The following is a 14123-nucleotide window of genomic DNA, read 5'->3' as shown; positions in this document are numbered from 1 at the left end:
GTGCAAGCCGGGGAAACTCGAAATCTGCATGACACGAAATCTTCAAGAAGTTGCCATTCGGCTTTTTTGTAATACCGGATTATGCGCTGGGTCACCGGGCGAGTTCGGCGTTCAATCCTGAAAACCCTCATTCGAATTCATGATTTGCCTTTATCGACCGTTCTATAACAGCCGCATGGGAGTTTGCCTATTGGCTGGATTCCTGTTGACCAGTCCACTCCATGCGGAGGACAAGAAGCCGAATATCGTCTTCATATTCTCTGACGATCATGCCTGGCAGGCGATCAGTGCCTACGGCGACGCCAGGAAATTGAACCAAACGCCCCATATCGATCGAATTGCTAAAGAAGGAATGCGGTTCGACCGCTGTTTGGTTCCCAACGCGATATGCGGGCCGAGTCGCGCGACCGTGCTGACCGGAAAATACAACCATCTCAATGGTTTCATGAACAACGCCAACAGCAAGTTTGATGGTTCGCAAATGACGTTCCCAAAGTTGTTGCAGGCGGCGGGTTATCAAACCGCACTGATTGGGAAATGGCATCTTCTTAGCACGCCTACCGGATTTGATTTTTGGCAAATCCTGCACGGGCAGGGCGTGTATTACAATCCACCGATGATCCGCAACGGAACGGACATGAAATTCGATGGCTATGTGACGGATATCATCACGGATACTTCCGTTGACTGGATTAAAAACCGGGACAAAACGAAGCCATTCCTGCTCATGTGCCAACAAAAAGCACCGCATCGCGAATGGGAGCCACCGGTTGATTTGTTAGGGAAAGAACCGGATCGGGTTTATCCTGAGCCTGAAACATTGTTCGATGATTACAGCGGCCGCGGATTGGCAGAGCATGATCAGGACATGACCATTGCGAATACCATGAACAAGAGGGATTTGAAATTGGTGGCACCGCGTGGATTGACAGATGAGCAGTTGGAGCAATGGAATCGCTACTATAAACCTCGTAATGAGAAGTTTGAGCAGGCGAACCTGTCCGGGAAGGAACTCGTATCGTGGAAGTATCAACGTTACATGCACGATTACCTGACTTGCGTGGAAGCGGTCGATGATGGAGTCGGCAAGCTTCTCAAGACCCTGGATGATGAGGGCCTGACGGATAACACCATCGTCATCTATTGCTCAGACCAAGGATTCTTCCTGGGAGAACATGGCTGGTTCGATAAACGTTGGATCTTCGAAGAATCCCTGCGCACTCCGTTGCTGGTACGTTGGCCCGGACATATCAAACCGGGTTCCGTCAATAACCAGATGGTGTCGAATCTCGATTTTGCCGAAACCTTTCTGGATGCGGCAGGGATTGAAATTCCATCAGAGATGCAGGGCCGCAGCTTGGTGAACCTCATGGAAGGCCATACTCCGGAAGACTGGAGAAAGAGTTTCTATTATCAATATTACGAATACCCGGGCGCCCATCATGTTCGCCCGCATTACGGGGTTGTTACGGATCGCTACAAATTGGTCCAATTCTATGGGACTCAATATCACGATCAGGAACTGTTCGATTTGCAGACCGATCCCCACGAGATGACCAACGTCATCGATCTTCCCGAGAATGCGGAAAAAGTGAAAGAACTTCGGGCTGAACTCGCGCGCTTGCGCACGGAGTTCAAGGTCCCCGAAGTGATCCCTCCAAAGTGGTTTGGAAATCAGCGCATCGATCAGGAACGCTGATGGCTGAGTGAACAATTGTTAGTGAGTATCTGTATCGAGCATCTCGCATTCCAGGCGGATACCGCTGCCGGAACCGTCACTCCCTGAGCTGCCCATGATCTCTAGCGGCTGACCTGGCTCTAGCTGGAGTTTGGATTTGATACTGAACGATGGCCTGTTATCGCTTGGGCCGGATCGATAGTTGAGTCCCAGCTCGGTCAATCCGGGATTGGCTGGGTTGGCATCGCCAAATGTCGGGCTGATTTCCATCAGCCGCTCTGGCTCCTGGCCGAGTTTGCTGGTGCGGCTGATGCTTGCCGTTAGACCTGAGATGCCGACCAGTTGGGTTTTACCATTGCCGGTTAGAGTGACTAAAATATGCGGTGTTTCCGGATCATCCAATGTGGAAAAGTAGCGGTCGAATTCATCGAGGCCGTCATTTTGATCATTGGAGATCGCGATCACCCGTTCGCCCAAAGGATCGTAAGCAATGAAGGATGATTCTTCGATGGCGGATGGGGTGTGCTGTTGCAACCACGGCCTGAAATCCAGCAAATCATAGGGAATCGTGGCACGCAGGTCATCCGGGGGCGCGATCGATGCCAACTTGGGAAATTGCTTTTTGAGAAAGTCGCCAACCGGACGCCATTCCGAAGCTCCATCACTGGTGGCGGCGAACGGATCATCCATGCCTTTACCAGCCGGCTTGGTCTCAATCAAATTGGCGAAAACATCCAACGGAAACGGAAGCGCGTGCACCCAGCGTCCGTCCGGCAATTGGAATCGAGTGGATTTGAATTCATCGCTCACGCTCACCGCATCATTCCCGTGCTGCACCAGCGTGATCTGGTCTGTTGGAGTGCCGTCGATCAGTTCGGCTTTTGAAGAGAGGACCAAATCCATTCCTTTGCCATCGAGTAAATCGCGCGCGAACCAGCGTGATCCACCGGTTTCCAAATCAAATGCCGTATCTACCGTCATCGGCTGCTGGTCGCCCAGCCAGCTGCGGGTGCTGATTTTCACACTCGTCACGGTGTTGGTATCATCCAGCAGAGCTGTGCCGGTAGCCCCTAACAGATAAAATGGATCAGCCGCCTCCACCTCGAATTCATCGCTATCTGTCAGCCATGAAACGGTGGCAGCCGGCTTGGATGAAATGACAGGCCGTGATTGATCTGGTGGGACCTCATACAAACTCAAGGTCAGGCGAATGTGGGAGGGTTGATCCTGTCCGCGCAACCGTTGATGGATTTTCCACAGGTCGGACATTTCTCCCTTAGCGGTGACACGACCGGATCGCGCATCCCAGATGATCCACTCGATCTGGAGTTGTTTATTCATCTCGCTATCGGCAAATAGCGGCCGGATGTCCCAGAGTTCGTCGCCCGGTTGAAAGAATACACACTCTTCTGGTGGATAAGGTAACCGGATTACTCCCGGGGCGTGGAATGGTTCTGGCACCAAATCATCGACCGGGGCCTTCCAGGATACGATTTCCACAGCAGGAAGGGACGTGGATAATGCCGGAAGGGCGATCAGCAACGCTCGGAAAAGATTCATGTTCAGAGAATCACCTCATTGGGAAATTGTCACAAGAGCCAAATGCCGCGAATTTTTTGAATTCGCATTCCCATTGCCCGCCAGCTGGATATAAGATTCCCGCAACAATGCCATCGCGCGGCCGACATCAAAGTTCCTCCAAAGAATGCCACCAAATCATGCGCCGAATCGAAGCGCTCGATGGTGTCGTCGGGGTGATCATTGGTCGGTCTTTCGGTGGGAAATCCTTGGGAGCAGGCAGTCGGACAGGCTCCCTGAAAGTCCAGCGGCAAGTCTCCGGCGGCTTGAAGGCTGTCACTCAATCATCCAAGGGTCTCCAGGAAATTTACATTCGCATCGAGCCAGGCATGGAAGAGAAGGTCAGCGCGGAAATTTTGAATCTGCAGTTGTGACCCAATGATGGACTTGGAGGAATCACTCAGATCATATCCATATTTTTATCGCATCGCTTATGATTCGCCCGAACCGTTGTCGTTTGTTGCCCTGGCTGAATTGGTTGATGTTATTTTACGGCGGATGGCTGGTTTTGGTAATTAGCGGTGATTATTGGCAGGCGATCCGGGAACATTGGGGAATTGCGGTGGCGATGGCCATGGGATCCTATGCTGCAGGTGCAACTCCGATGGGTGGGGGGACGGTCGGGTTTCCGGTCCTGGTTTTGTTATTCAAACAAGCACCCACGCTGGGTCGGGATTTTAGTTTTGCGGTGCAAAGCGTTGGCATGACCAGCGCCTCGATTTTCATCCTATGCAGGCGCCAGGAAGTGGAATGGCCGATGCTGCGTTGGGCGCTGCTTGGCTCTCTCATTGGCACTCCGTTGGGGATTTTATATATCGCCCCACTCGCACCTCCGGTCATCATTAAGTTATTATTTGCCGTGGTGTGGTGCAGTTTCGGAGTGCTTCATTTGTATCGATTGCGCGAGTTATGCCAACACGAAGGTATGGCTCCGGGAGCGCATCGCTTTGATCGAAATGCCGGATTCCTCATTGGCCTTCTCGCCGGCTCTACCGTCGCCGCGATCACCGGAGTGGGAATCGACATGGTTCTTTATGCGGTTTTGGTGCTGCTCTGTCAGGCGGATTTGAAAATCGCGATTCCGACTTCGGTCATCATCATGGCTTGGACTTCCTTGCTGGGAATCTTGCTGAAAAATCTCACCGCCAGTATCCAACCCGGTGTTTTTGAAAACTGGCTGGCTGCTGCTCCCGTCGTGATTCTGGGGGCTCCGTTGGGTGCGTTTGTGGTCGAACGGGTTGGACGTAAAGCCACGCTCCTCATCGTGTCCATCCTATGCATCGGTCAATTCGTTTGGACCGTTTCTGATGAATGGCAAAGGCTCGGCTTGGTCGGTGTGATTGGCGCCTTGGGAGGTGTGCTGGTTTTCAACATGGGCTTCGAATGGTTGCATCGAGCTGGCATGAAACTTGCACGGCGAGGTCAATCGCGATGAGCGTGACCGCCATTTTATTCTGTTCAATTCAGGTGGAGAAAAATCCGTGACGATAATATTCCGTAAATAATCTTGCTTCTATTGGATGGGATCGAATAAGAAATCGCCACGTTAATCGATCCAATCTGTTTCAACCGATGAAAGTCCTTCGCCTCTCCAATTTTCGAGTTTCCTGGTATCCAGGAATGGGCGTTGTCTGATGGCTGGATCAATCTAACCAATCTGCCAGCCCCAACCACTTCCCGCGGGCTGCGCAACCAGATGAGTCTTGGATGCAACCCGCAGATCGCGGGGTTTCTTTTTTCCAATTCACTCATTACCCATGTCAAACCGGTCTACTTCTGATCCTGACAGTACCCTCCAGCCAATCAAGCTGTTGTGGAAACTGATGTCTGGATTCCGCGCGTATTACGGCAGAGCGATTTTCGCCCTGTTTGTGTTTACGCTGATTAATTATGCCACTCCACTTGTTGGAAGTGCGACACTTGATTCCGCGTTTTCGAAGTCCGCGCCGGAAAGTCCTTTGACGCGCCAATTGATCGCCTGGATGGGTGGAGCCGAGTTTATAAGAAATCACCTTTGGTTTCCCGCTCTGCTGATGATCGGGCTCACGTTGCTTGCCGGATTTTTTAGTTTTCTAAAAGGCCGTTTCGCCGCGATGGCATCAGACGGCATCGCTCGGAAGGTAAAAGATCAACTGTATGATCATCTCCAGCGATTGCCTGCGAAATATCATGACCGCGCCGAGACCGGCGATTTGATCCAGCGCTGCACATCGGACGTGGAAACGCTGAGAATGGCTTTATCAAGTCAGGTCGTGGATATCAGCAATGCTCTGTTGCTTCTGATTTCAGCAGTGCCGATCATGTTCCTGTTAGATGCCCGGATGGCGCTGATTTCATTCACACTGGTCGGGCCCATCATTCTTTACGGATATTTTTACATCGGCCGGGTGAAGCACTTGTTCCTCGAAGTGGATGAGGCGGAAGGGCAGGTGACCCGTGTTGTTCAGGAAAATCTAACAGGCTTGCGGGTCGTGCGTGCGTTTGCCCGGCAGGAATTTGAAATGAAAAAATTTGCCGAACCTAACAAACTCTACCGCGATCGGAGTTTGCGCCTGTTGCGGTTGATGTCCTGGTATTGGTCGACCTCGGATTTGATCGTGCTCGCCCAACAGGGGTTGGTGCTGCTTTCGGGCGCTTGGTTTATTTCCCAAGGTTCACTCACGGTTGGGACTCTGTTTGCATTCATCATGTTTCTCAACATCCTGCTCTGGCCCGTGCGGCAAATGGGGAGAACCCTGACGGACCTCGGTAAGTCAGCCGTGGCTTTGACCCGGATGGGGGAGATTCTATCTGAGCCTGAAGAAAGCAAACCACCTGGCAACTGTGTGCCGGATGGCCCTGCGAAGGGTCGGATCGAAGTGAAGGATCTCGTATTCAGCCACGGGGAAGAAACTGCGGCGATCAATGGCATCTCATTCACCGTCGAGCCTGGCCAAACGTTGGCCATATTGGGGCCGTCCGGTTCTGGTAAATCAACGCTGATGCATTTGCTGCTTCGTCTGTACGATTATCAATCGGGTTCGATCCAATTTGATGACAGAGAGCTCAAGGACCTGGACCGTCAATGGGTTCGCTCCCAGTTCAGCGTGGTCATGCAGGAACCCTTTTTGTATTCCAAGACGATTGGTGAAAACATCCGCTTGGGTCGCGAAGGCGCGGCAAACGAGGAAATCCAGGAAGCCGCAAGATTGGCGGATATTCACGATACCATTCGTGGGTTTCCCTCGGATTATTCAACTCTGGTGGGTGAACGAGGGGTGACATTGTCTGGTGGCCAGCGCCAGCGTGTTGCTCTTGCCCGGGCATTGCTGCGTGAAACGCCGGTTCTGTTGTTAGACGATGCCTTGAGCGCGGTCGACGCGGAAACGGAAGCAACCATCCTGCAAGCGCTCAGGCAGCGTCATGGCAAAAGAACCACGCTCGTCATAGCTCACCGGCTTTCAACTTTGTCTCACGCCGACCGTGTGGTCGTTCTTGAACATGGCAAAGTGATCCAACAGGGAACTCACGAAGAACTTGTTGTCCAGGAGGGGCTCTATCGCCGCCTTTGGACCATTCAAAACGCCGTCAAGGCAGAGGTAGAATTATCAACGGGAGATCAATCTCCCATCCATCCCATTTCACGATGAAAGAAGAGGCTCAGGAAGATGTGTTCAGCGATCGGCTGGACCTGAAGTTGTGGGGGCGCGTGTTTCGGCATGCGTTGCCTTATCGGCGATTGCTGATACCGCTTGCGATTTCGGCGGTGGTCATCGCCTTGTGTGATGCGAGTTTTGCCTTGGTGACCCGTTGGTCGGTCGACTCTGTCGTTGGTAAAACAGAAGTGAACTTGTGGCCGCCGATTGCGGTTTACACAGGTCTAACATTCATGCTCGCGATCGGTGTCTGGACGTTCATCAACTCGGCAGGCGGCTTGTCGAATAACATGAGCCACGACATTCGTGAGGAATGTTTCAAGAGACTGCAGGAACTGGAATTCGCTTACTTTGATCACCGCCCAACCGGCTGGTTGATTTCCAGGCTTACTTCAGATTGTGACAAGCTCGCGCGAATCATCGCATGGGGAAGCCTTGATTTGCTCTGGGCAGTTTGCCTTGTCGTGGTGATCGCGGTGATTCTCATCGTGCTTCATCCGGTCCTTGGTTTGCTGGTTTTATCAGTGGTTCCGCCGTTGGTGGTAATCAGCGCGATCTTTCAGAAAAAACTGCTGCTGAGTTCACGCGAAACGCGGAAGTATAACTCGATGATCACGGCTGCGTTTGCAGAAGCGCTGCAGGGGTTGAGAACTTCCAAATCGCTGGTTCGGGAAAAGCAAAACCTGCAGGAGTTCCAGGGATTGTCGTCCCAGATGTATGGCGTTTCGATCCAGAATGCCATGCAGTCGGCGGTTTACATTCCGATCGTTCTAACACTTGGAAGTATCGCTGCGGGAATCGCCTTGTGGAGAGGTGGGGTGGATGTGCGAAGTGGCGGCATGAGTGTCGGCACCTTGGTCGCCTTCATTTTCTATGCCGGGCAGTTTTTCAATCCGATCAATCAAATCGCCCAGGTTTTGGTTAACATGCAGGGAGCTCAAGCCGCTGGTGAACGTGTGCTCAGTCTTCTCGCGACCACTCCGGGCATTTCAGATAGCGATGCGGTAAAAGCCAGATTGACAGAGTGGAACCGCCCGGGTCGTCCAGCGGAACTTGCGATAGACGGGTATCCCGACAAGATTGAGGCCATTGACTTCGACCATGTTGATTTCGCCTACACCACAGGTGAGCCGGTGTTGAGTGGCTTCAATCTAACCGTTAGTTCAGGCCAGACCATCGCGCTGGTGGGAGCTAGCGGTGGTGGGAAAAGTACGATTGTCAATTTGGCTGCACGTTTTTACGAGCCAACAGGCGGCCGCATTCTGGTGAATGGTCAGGATTTGCGAGATCGCAGTCTCGATTGGTATCAATCGAATCTCGGTATCGTTCTGCAAGGTCCACATTTGTTCAGCGGCACCATCCGTGAAAACATCCGCTATGGCCGGTTGGAAGCGACGGATGAGGAAGTCGAAGCCGCAGCGCGAAGCGTCAATGCAGATGGGTTCATCCGGGCGATGGAGAATGGCTATGAAACCGATGTCGGTGAGGGCGGGAACCGCTTGTCGACAGGGCAGAAACAGCTGGTTTCTTTTGCTCGGGCGCTGCTTGCCAATCCGCGGATCTTCATCATGGATGAAGCGACCTCATCGATCGACACGGAGACGGAACAACTCATCCAGAACGGACTGAAAGCGATCTTTCACGGCCGCATCAGTTTCGTGGTTGCGCACCGCCTGTCGACCATTCGAACGGCGGATCGCATCCTGGTCATTGAAAAAGGACGGATTCTGGAAAGCGGCAATCATGACGACCTGATGGTTGCCAAAGGGCACTATTACTTGCTCTATACGCGCCAATTCGAAGCGGAAAATGAAGCATCCTTGATTGATACTTTAGCCAACGGATGAAGTGAGTTGAGATCACTTTCGGGATTTGGACATCGCTTCCAGAGCCATCAAGCAAGCTGCAGTTCTGGTTTCAACATTCAAGGCCATGAAGATTTCAAGGACATGCTTTTTGACCGTGCTCTCGCTGATTCCGAGGATGAGTGCGATGTCGCCGTTGGTTTTTCCCTGCGCTAGCCAGAGTAAGGTTTCTGCGACACGCGGGGTTAAACCAAATGCAGCGATGAGTGGGGCTGGCGATGCAAAGTCCGGTTGGAATCCGGTCCCTGTTTGTTCGGCTCGTCTCAGCCGTGATGAGATCGCGTTCAGTAAATCGGATTTCGCAACGGGTTTGGTGAGGTAGTCGTCGGCGCCCAGATTCATCCCGGCGCGGATGTCTGGTTTTTCACCGCGTGCGGTGAGGAAGATGAAAGGAGTCGCTTCGGTGGATGACTGGCTGCGCAACTCGGCTAAGACTCCATAACCATCAAGTTCCGGCATCATCACATCGCAAAGAATCAAATCCGGGCATTCACTCAGCGCGAGATCGACACCTTCTCTTCCGTTTCCTGCTTCTAACGGACGATATTTTTCGAGACGAAGGATGGTGGCAAGGTTGCGACGCATTTCGGGTTCGTCCTCAATGATGAGAATGGTTTTCATGCTAGTTCGGGGAAAAGCGGAATGGTAACGGTGAAGGTGGTGCCGCTGGATTGCCGGGTCTCGACTTCGATTTGGCCCTGATGAAGCTCGACACTTTGTTTAACGATGACGAGGCCCAGTCCGGTGCCCGGTGTTTGTCCGACGTTGGACCCACGGCGGAATGCTTCGAACAAACTCGGCAAGTCTACGTCCGGAATTCCAATGCCATGATCGCGGATTTGGAAGATGACGGAGTGGTCATTCGCCTGAGCGCGGAATTTCACCGGCTGCTGATCTTTCGAATATTTGACTGCGTTGTTGAGCAGATTGAGCAGGATGTGCCGCAATAACCTTTCATCAACCAATGCTTCTAACGGAAGGCGCGCGGTGGAAAACTCAATCGGGCAAAAGTTCTCGGTGCTGGAGCGGACTTCGTCGACCAAACGACGACACAATCCGGAAAGATCGAGCGGACGGGGCAAAAATTCCATCCGACCGGAATCGAGCCGACCTAACAATAAGACATCTTCCATCAAGCCAGCCATTCGTTTTGAATTCTTGATGATCGATTGCAACTGCTCATCGCGCTCCGCTGCTTCCAACTGTCCAAGGTAATCGTGAAGTATCTCCGCAGATGATTGGATGATGCCTAGCGGTGTGCGAAATTCATGTGAGACCATCGACACGAAATTGCTCTTCAGTTGATTCAACTCGCGTTCTCTTTCCAAGGCCCGCTTGAGCTCGGTTTCGGCCCGCTTGCGCTCGGAAATATCGGTGACCACCGCTTGCATCAGATGCTTTGCACCGGACTGGATACGGCTAAGAACCACCTCAACCTGGATCTCATGACCCAGCGTGTGGATATGTGTCCATTCGAATCGAGCGGTCCCGGCCTCCAGGCATTTGCGGATTTCCCGTTCGGCAACGATCGAGGAAAGTTCCCCTGTGGATTGATATTCCGGAGCGAGTGAGGCCGGGTGTTTGCCCACAAATTCCGCAGGTGACATGCCAAAAATTTCAGCTGCGGCCGGATTGACTTCGCTGAAGCAATGGTCAGCCGCATGCAACATCACGCCGTGGCTGGATTCTTCGAATAAGGTGCGGAATTTCTTTTCAGATTCACGAATGGTTTGCTCCGCCTGGCGGCGTGGCGTGATGTCTTCCACGATGCCCCATAGTTCTTCCTGCCCATCAATTCCACGGATGAGCATGCCATTGATCACGATGGGAACCAGATGTCCGTCGCGATGGATGTATTCTTTTTCGAATGGACCAAATCGGCCTTCGCGTTTCACCAGATCGAGAATTAACAATTCCTGATCCCGATATTTTTCAGGCGTGATGTCCCAATAGGTGAGCTGTGTGGTTTCTTCGGGTGTGTATCCGATCGTCCGTGCGAACGATTCATTCACTTGAAGCAGATCTCCCTCCCAGCTGACACGCGCCATGCCTAACGGTGAAAATTCGAACAAGGCCTTGAATTTTTCTTCTGACTCGCGCAACGCCGCTGTTCTTTTCGCGATCCGTTGTTCCAGATTCTGGTTCAACAATCGCACTTCATATTCTGCGAGTTTTCGATCGGTGTGATCCTCATGAACACAAACGACCTCGATGATTTTCCCTTCCGCATCGAATACGGGAAACATCGTAGATCCAATCCATTTGAGGCCTCTGGAAAGTTCGTCTGAGGTCAGGCGCAACTCAAACGGAATCGGCGGGACGACGGATATGTCACCTTCGAATGCGCTGCGAATGTTGTCGGTGATACCTGCTTTTTGTAATTGCTCGTCTTGTAAGATATTAAAATCAATCAAATCCTCCGCGGATAGATGAAACAGTTTCTCATAGGCGCTGTTGATCTGCCTGCTCGTTCCATCTGGTGCGAAAACCTGCATGCTCATGGGGAGCTGCTCAAACACGCGGCGCCACCGGGTTTCTGAAATCCTGAGATCGGCTTCGATTTGTTTGCTTCGCTCGATGTTCCGGGTGGTGGTCAAAATTAAAGTTCGGCCTGCAGAAGATAACGCGGTGGCGACCACATCGACATGAGTTTCCCGTCCGTCGAGACGACGCAGCAACCATTCAAAGCGGTGACTTCCATTCTGAATGGCTGAGCTGATTGCCTCTGCCGCAACTTCGCGCGAGGTTCTGCCATCCGGTTGATAATCCGGCGCCACTTTGGCAGGCGAAATCCCGATCATCTCTGAACGATCCTTGGCACCGACAGCTTTTGCTGAAGCCTCGTTGCAGTCGACAAACATGCCAGTCGCTGGATCAACCAGAGTCATCGCATCGGCACTGCGTTCGAATAACAGACGAAACCACTCCGCGCTATCGTGTAGCGGTTCAGAGTTTCCATCGCGGGGCGTCAGCATGGGTGAGTTTTATGCACGAAACCGGATGGTTTGAAAAGAGGCAGGTGATGCACCTTTCGGCCCATTTACGAAATCGAGTTAAGCCGAAATAGTCGCCGACCTCGACCCCGATCTGCCGATGAACTTCACTTTAATTCTGATCTGCATCACCAGTCTGGCCCTGGCGATTCTTGCCCTTGCCGATGAGCCGAGGAACTTGGGCTCCGGCTTTGAACCCGATGGGAAATTTAAAATCGAGGTGGCCATTCCCGAGGGTTCAAAACAAGCCGTGCTTGAGATTTCGGATCGCCTGGAACCGGAATCCAGCTGGCGAAAAATGATCGGAACCCAATCGGAGGGTTCCGCTGCAACCGTGACGTTCTGGCTCCCTGAGCAAGTGCGCCCCGCAGGGCATATGTTCGCTCGTGTCAGCGTCAGTCCGGATGACGATTTGCCGACAGTGGAGCTTCATGACAGTAATTTATGTCAAATCGAGTATGCCACGACCAACGGAAGTCAGAGACAGTTAGATATCATTTCTTTCGCAACCGGTAAGATGACAGAGTGGGGGGATTTGCCACGTGCGCAATCGCAACAAATGCTTATCAGTTGGTTGCTGGAACAACCGGAGGTTGCCAGTGCCAGCGTTTCAGCCATTTCCGACAGCGTCTCGTTCTTGTTCAAAGATGGAACCATTGGGATGTTGATGAACAAACCCAGATTCTCAAATGATCCGCCGGAGTCTCAAACGATATCATCGGCGCTGAGCGATCCATTTTCTCCCATCGCACCTGGCAATGCGAAAGCATTCGATGCAGGAAATTCAACGATCGAGCTACCGGGCAGCAACCTCGCGATCACTTCATTTTCGCTGGAGGAACATTTTCCAAATTCGGGTCCGGTCATCAATGGCTGGTTGAGTGCCAACCAATACAATACACACCATTACTCCAGTCCGACCTTGGCGGAGATCATGAATTGGTCCGCATCACAAGAGATTGGTGTGATGTTTTGGCAAAGCCATGGATGCGGATATCGAAAACCCGATGGATCGGACGCAGTTGGGCTCGTCACTCGGCAGATTGCGACTCAGGGACAGTATTCGGCGATGCTGAAGAGCGGTGAGCTTGGGCTTGCGGGAGAGGAAGGGCAGCCAGCTCCATTTTACACGATCAATGCCGGGTTTGTGAAAAACCATCTTCGCTTTGCCAAGCACTCACTCGTGGTGGTCGATGCTTGTTTCGGTGCAACTGCCGACATCGCTCAGGCATTCATTGATCAAGGCGTTGGATCTTACGCGAGCTACGATTGGCTTTCCGGAAATTACAGCGGAACCCCGTGCCTGAAAATCTTTGACCGGCTGCTTGGAATGAATCAGGAACCGCCGATTTCCAGTCCGAAGGAGCGGCCATTTACGTTTGCTGCGGTTGATTGGTGGATGGATGTCCGGGGTTACTACTATGACCCTAGTCCAAAATACCCGGATCAGAACCGGCCCAATGCGAAGCTGATCTGGAAACATCATCCGACTCAGCCTTGTCATCTGCTCAAGCCTTCGATCATGCGGGTTTTATCCGAGTCGGCTTATGATAATGAACCTTACTCGAAATATCTCATCGAGGGAGATTTTGGTGCGGATCCGGGCGAGACCAAGCGAGCTGTTGAATGGGGCGGCGTGGCGATGAAAGTCGTTCGCTGGGAGCCTGACGTTGGAATCACGATCCGCGTGCCTTCTTCTCCTCCAGTCGGAGCGATCCAGGTGAAATTGAATGATCCATTTCCAACTGTTAGCAATCCCGTTCCGATCACTCAATGGACGGTTCCCTTCAAATACGAGATCACTGGGCTGGGCTCGAAAAAAGTCGTGATGGATCTAAACGTGAAGTTCCGTGGTGATATTCACGGCAGCCGCGGTGTACCTGAAATGCCGGTGCAATATCTTCCGACCGCATTTTCCAATATGGCGGATTGTACCGGAACCATTTCCGCCTCGGGCACTCACCAGCCAGAGACCGGGGTTACGGTGACTTGGTCGGGCGGATCCACATTAACATCGATCGATCCGAACACTCCAGAGAATGACGGATCATTGCAAAAGGTGATCTGGAATTCAGGGGCAATCGATATGCTTAATTCCCGGATCTTTCCGTTCGGTCTGGTGGCGGATGGCACTTACGTGGAAACCACCAAAATCGTCCAGCCGGACGGAAGTATAAACACGGTTCATGAGACGATCGGGATTGGTTTGTCCGGGCTTGGTTATCCTCCACCTGAAATATCGATCAATCCTCTGAATGCAGTTTTTCGCGGTAATACCCTCACATGGCCGACTTCAGAAGGGTCGGTGAAAATTTCCTGGCCTTCCGTTACGCCCCAGATGGCACCGGATGAAAATACACAACATTGATACCAA

9 protein-coding genes are annotated in these 14123 nt (G+C 52.3%); 6 read left to right on the top strand and 3 right to left on the bottom strand.

All coding sequences use genetic code 11. The features are described 5' to 3' along the window. Positions 1-139: 139 nt before the first annotated feature. Positions 140-1699, top strand: a complete 1560-nt coding sequence (locus JIN85_RS06410; RefSeq protein WP_234047274.1) for a sulfatase family protein — start codon at positions 140-142, stop codon at positions 1697-1699. A gap of 18 nt (positions 1700-1717) precedes the next feature. Here the strand turns inward: JIN85_RS06410 and JIN85_RS06405 are convergent, their stop codons facing one another. Then, a complete protein-coding gene (locus tag JIN85_RS06405; RefSeq protein ID WP_200268797.1) occupies positions 1718-3238 on the bottom strand; it encodes a hypothetical protein in 1521 nt (506 codons plus the stop codon). 158 nt (positions 3239-3396) lie between these two features. On the opposite strand from JIN85_RS06405, the gene JIN85_RS06400 reads away from it, so the two are divergent. The 4 genes from JIN85_RS06400 to JIN85_RS06385 all read left to right on the top strand — a co-directional run bounded on the left by JIN85_RS06400 (position 3397) and on the right by JIN85_RS06385 (position 8738). Next, positions 3397-3630, top strand: a complete 234-nt coding sequence (locus JIN85_RS06400) for a hypothetical protein (protein WP_200268795.1) — start codon at positions 3397-3399, stop codon at positions 3628-3630. A 59-nt stretch (positions 3631-3689) separates the two neighbouring features. After that, positions 3690-4691, top strand: coding sequence for a sulfite exporter TauE/SafE family protein (locus JIN85_RS06395; RefSeq protein WP_200268793.1), 1002 nt, complete (start codon positions 3690-3692; stop codon positions 4689-4691). Positions 4692-5013: 322 nt separating this feature from the next. Beyond that, positions 5014-6885 (top strand): ABC transporter ATP-binding protein, encoded by a 1872-nt coding sequence (locus JIN85_RS06390; protein WP_200268791.1) that lies wholly within the window; start codon positions 5014-5016, stop codon positions 6883-6885. After that, entirely contained in the window at positions 6882-8738 is a 1857-nt protein-coding gene (locus JIN85_RS06385) for an ABC transporter ATP-binding protein (protein WP_200268789.1), read from the top strand. Before JIN85_RS06390 ends, JIN85_RS06385 begins: the two co-directional genes overlap by 4 nt. Before the next feature lie 12 nt (positions 8739-8750). On the opposite strand, the gene JIN85_RS06380 is transcribed toward JIN85_RS06385, so the two are convergent. Together JIN85_RS06380 and JIN85_RS06375 are read right to left on the bottom strand one after the other, a co-directional pair. Next, positions 8751-9377, bottom strand: a complete 627-nt coding sequence (locus JIN85_RS06380; protein WP_200268787.1) for a response regulator transcription factor — start codon at positions 9375-9377, stop codon at positions 8751-8753. Further along, complete coding sequence (locus JIN85_RS06375; protein ID WP_200268785.1) at positions 9374-11731, bottom strand: sensor histidine kinase; 2358 nt, start codon at positions 11729-11731, stop codon at positions 9374-9376. The genes JIN85_RS06380 and JIN85_RS06375 overlap by 4 nt, the downstream gene beginning before the upstream one ends. Before the next feature lie 118 nt (positions 11732-11849). Here JIN85_RS06375 and JIN85_RS06370 point away from each other — a divergent pair, with 118 nt between their 5' ends. Next, a complete protein-coding gene (locus JIN85_RS06370) occupies positions 11850-14117 on the top strand; it encodes a hypothetical protein (RefSeq protein WP_200268783.1) in 2268 nt (755 codons plus the stop codon). The last annotated feature ends 6 nt before the right edge of the window (positions 14118-14123 follow it).

The organism is Luteolibacter pohnpeiensis (assembly GCF_016595435.1).
In the GTDB taxonomy this organism is placed as follows: domain Bacteria; phylum Verrucomicrobiota; class Verrucomicrobiia; order Verrucomicrobiales; family Akkermansiaceae; genus Luteolibacter; species Luteolibacter pohnpeiensis.
This window is presented reverse-complemented; position numbering and strand designations above follow the sequence as displayed.

Coding starts and splice junctions, on each gene's coding strand:
- JIN85_RS06410 (WP_234047274.1), top strand. CDS start 140: ATGATTTGCCTTTATCGACCGTTCTATAACAGCCGCATGGGAGTTTGC.
- JIN85_RS06405 (WP_200268797.1), bottom strand. CDS start 3,238: ATGAATCTTTTCCGAGCGTTGCTGATCGCCCTTCCGGCATTATCCACG.
- JIN85_RS06400 (WP_200268795.1), top strand. CDS start 3,397: ATGCGCCGAATCGAAGCGCTCGATGGTGTCGTCGGGGTGATCATTGGT.
- JIN85_RS06395 (WP_200268793.1), top strand. CDS start 3,690: ATGATTCGCCCGAACCGTTGTCGTTTGTTGCCCTGGCTGAATTGGTTG.
- JIN85_RS06390 (WP_200268791.1), top strand. CDS start 5,014: ATGTCAAACCGGTCTACTTCTGATCCTGACAGTACCCTCCAGCCAATC.
- JIN85_RS06385 (WP_200268789.1), top strand. CDS start 6,882: ATGAAAGAAGAGGCTCAGGAAGATGTGTTCAGCGATCGGCTGGACCTG.
- JIN85_RS06380 (WP_200268787.1), bottom strand. CDS start 9,377: ATGAAAACCATTCTCATCATTGAGGACGAACCCGAAATGCGTCGCAAC.
- JIN85_RS06375 (WP_200268785.1), bottom strand. CDS start 11,731: ATGCTGACGCCCCGCGATGGAAACTCTGAACCGCTACACGATAGCGCG.
- JIN85_RS06370 (WP_200268783.1), top strand. CDS start 11,850: ATGAACTTCACTTTAATTCTGATCTGCATCACCAGTCTGGCCCTGGCG.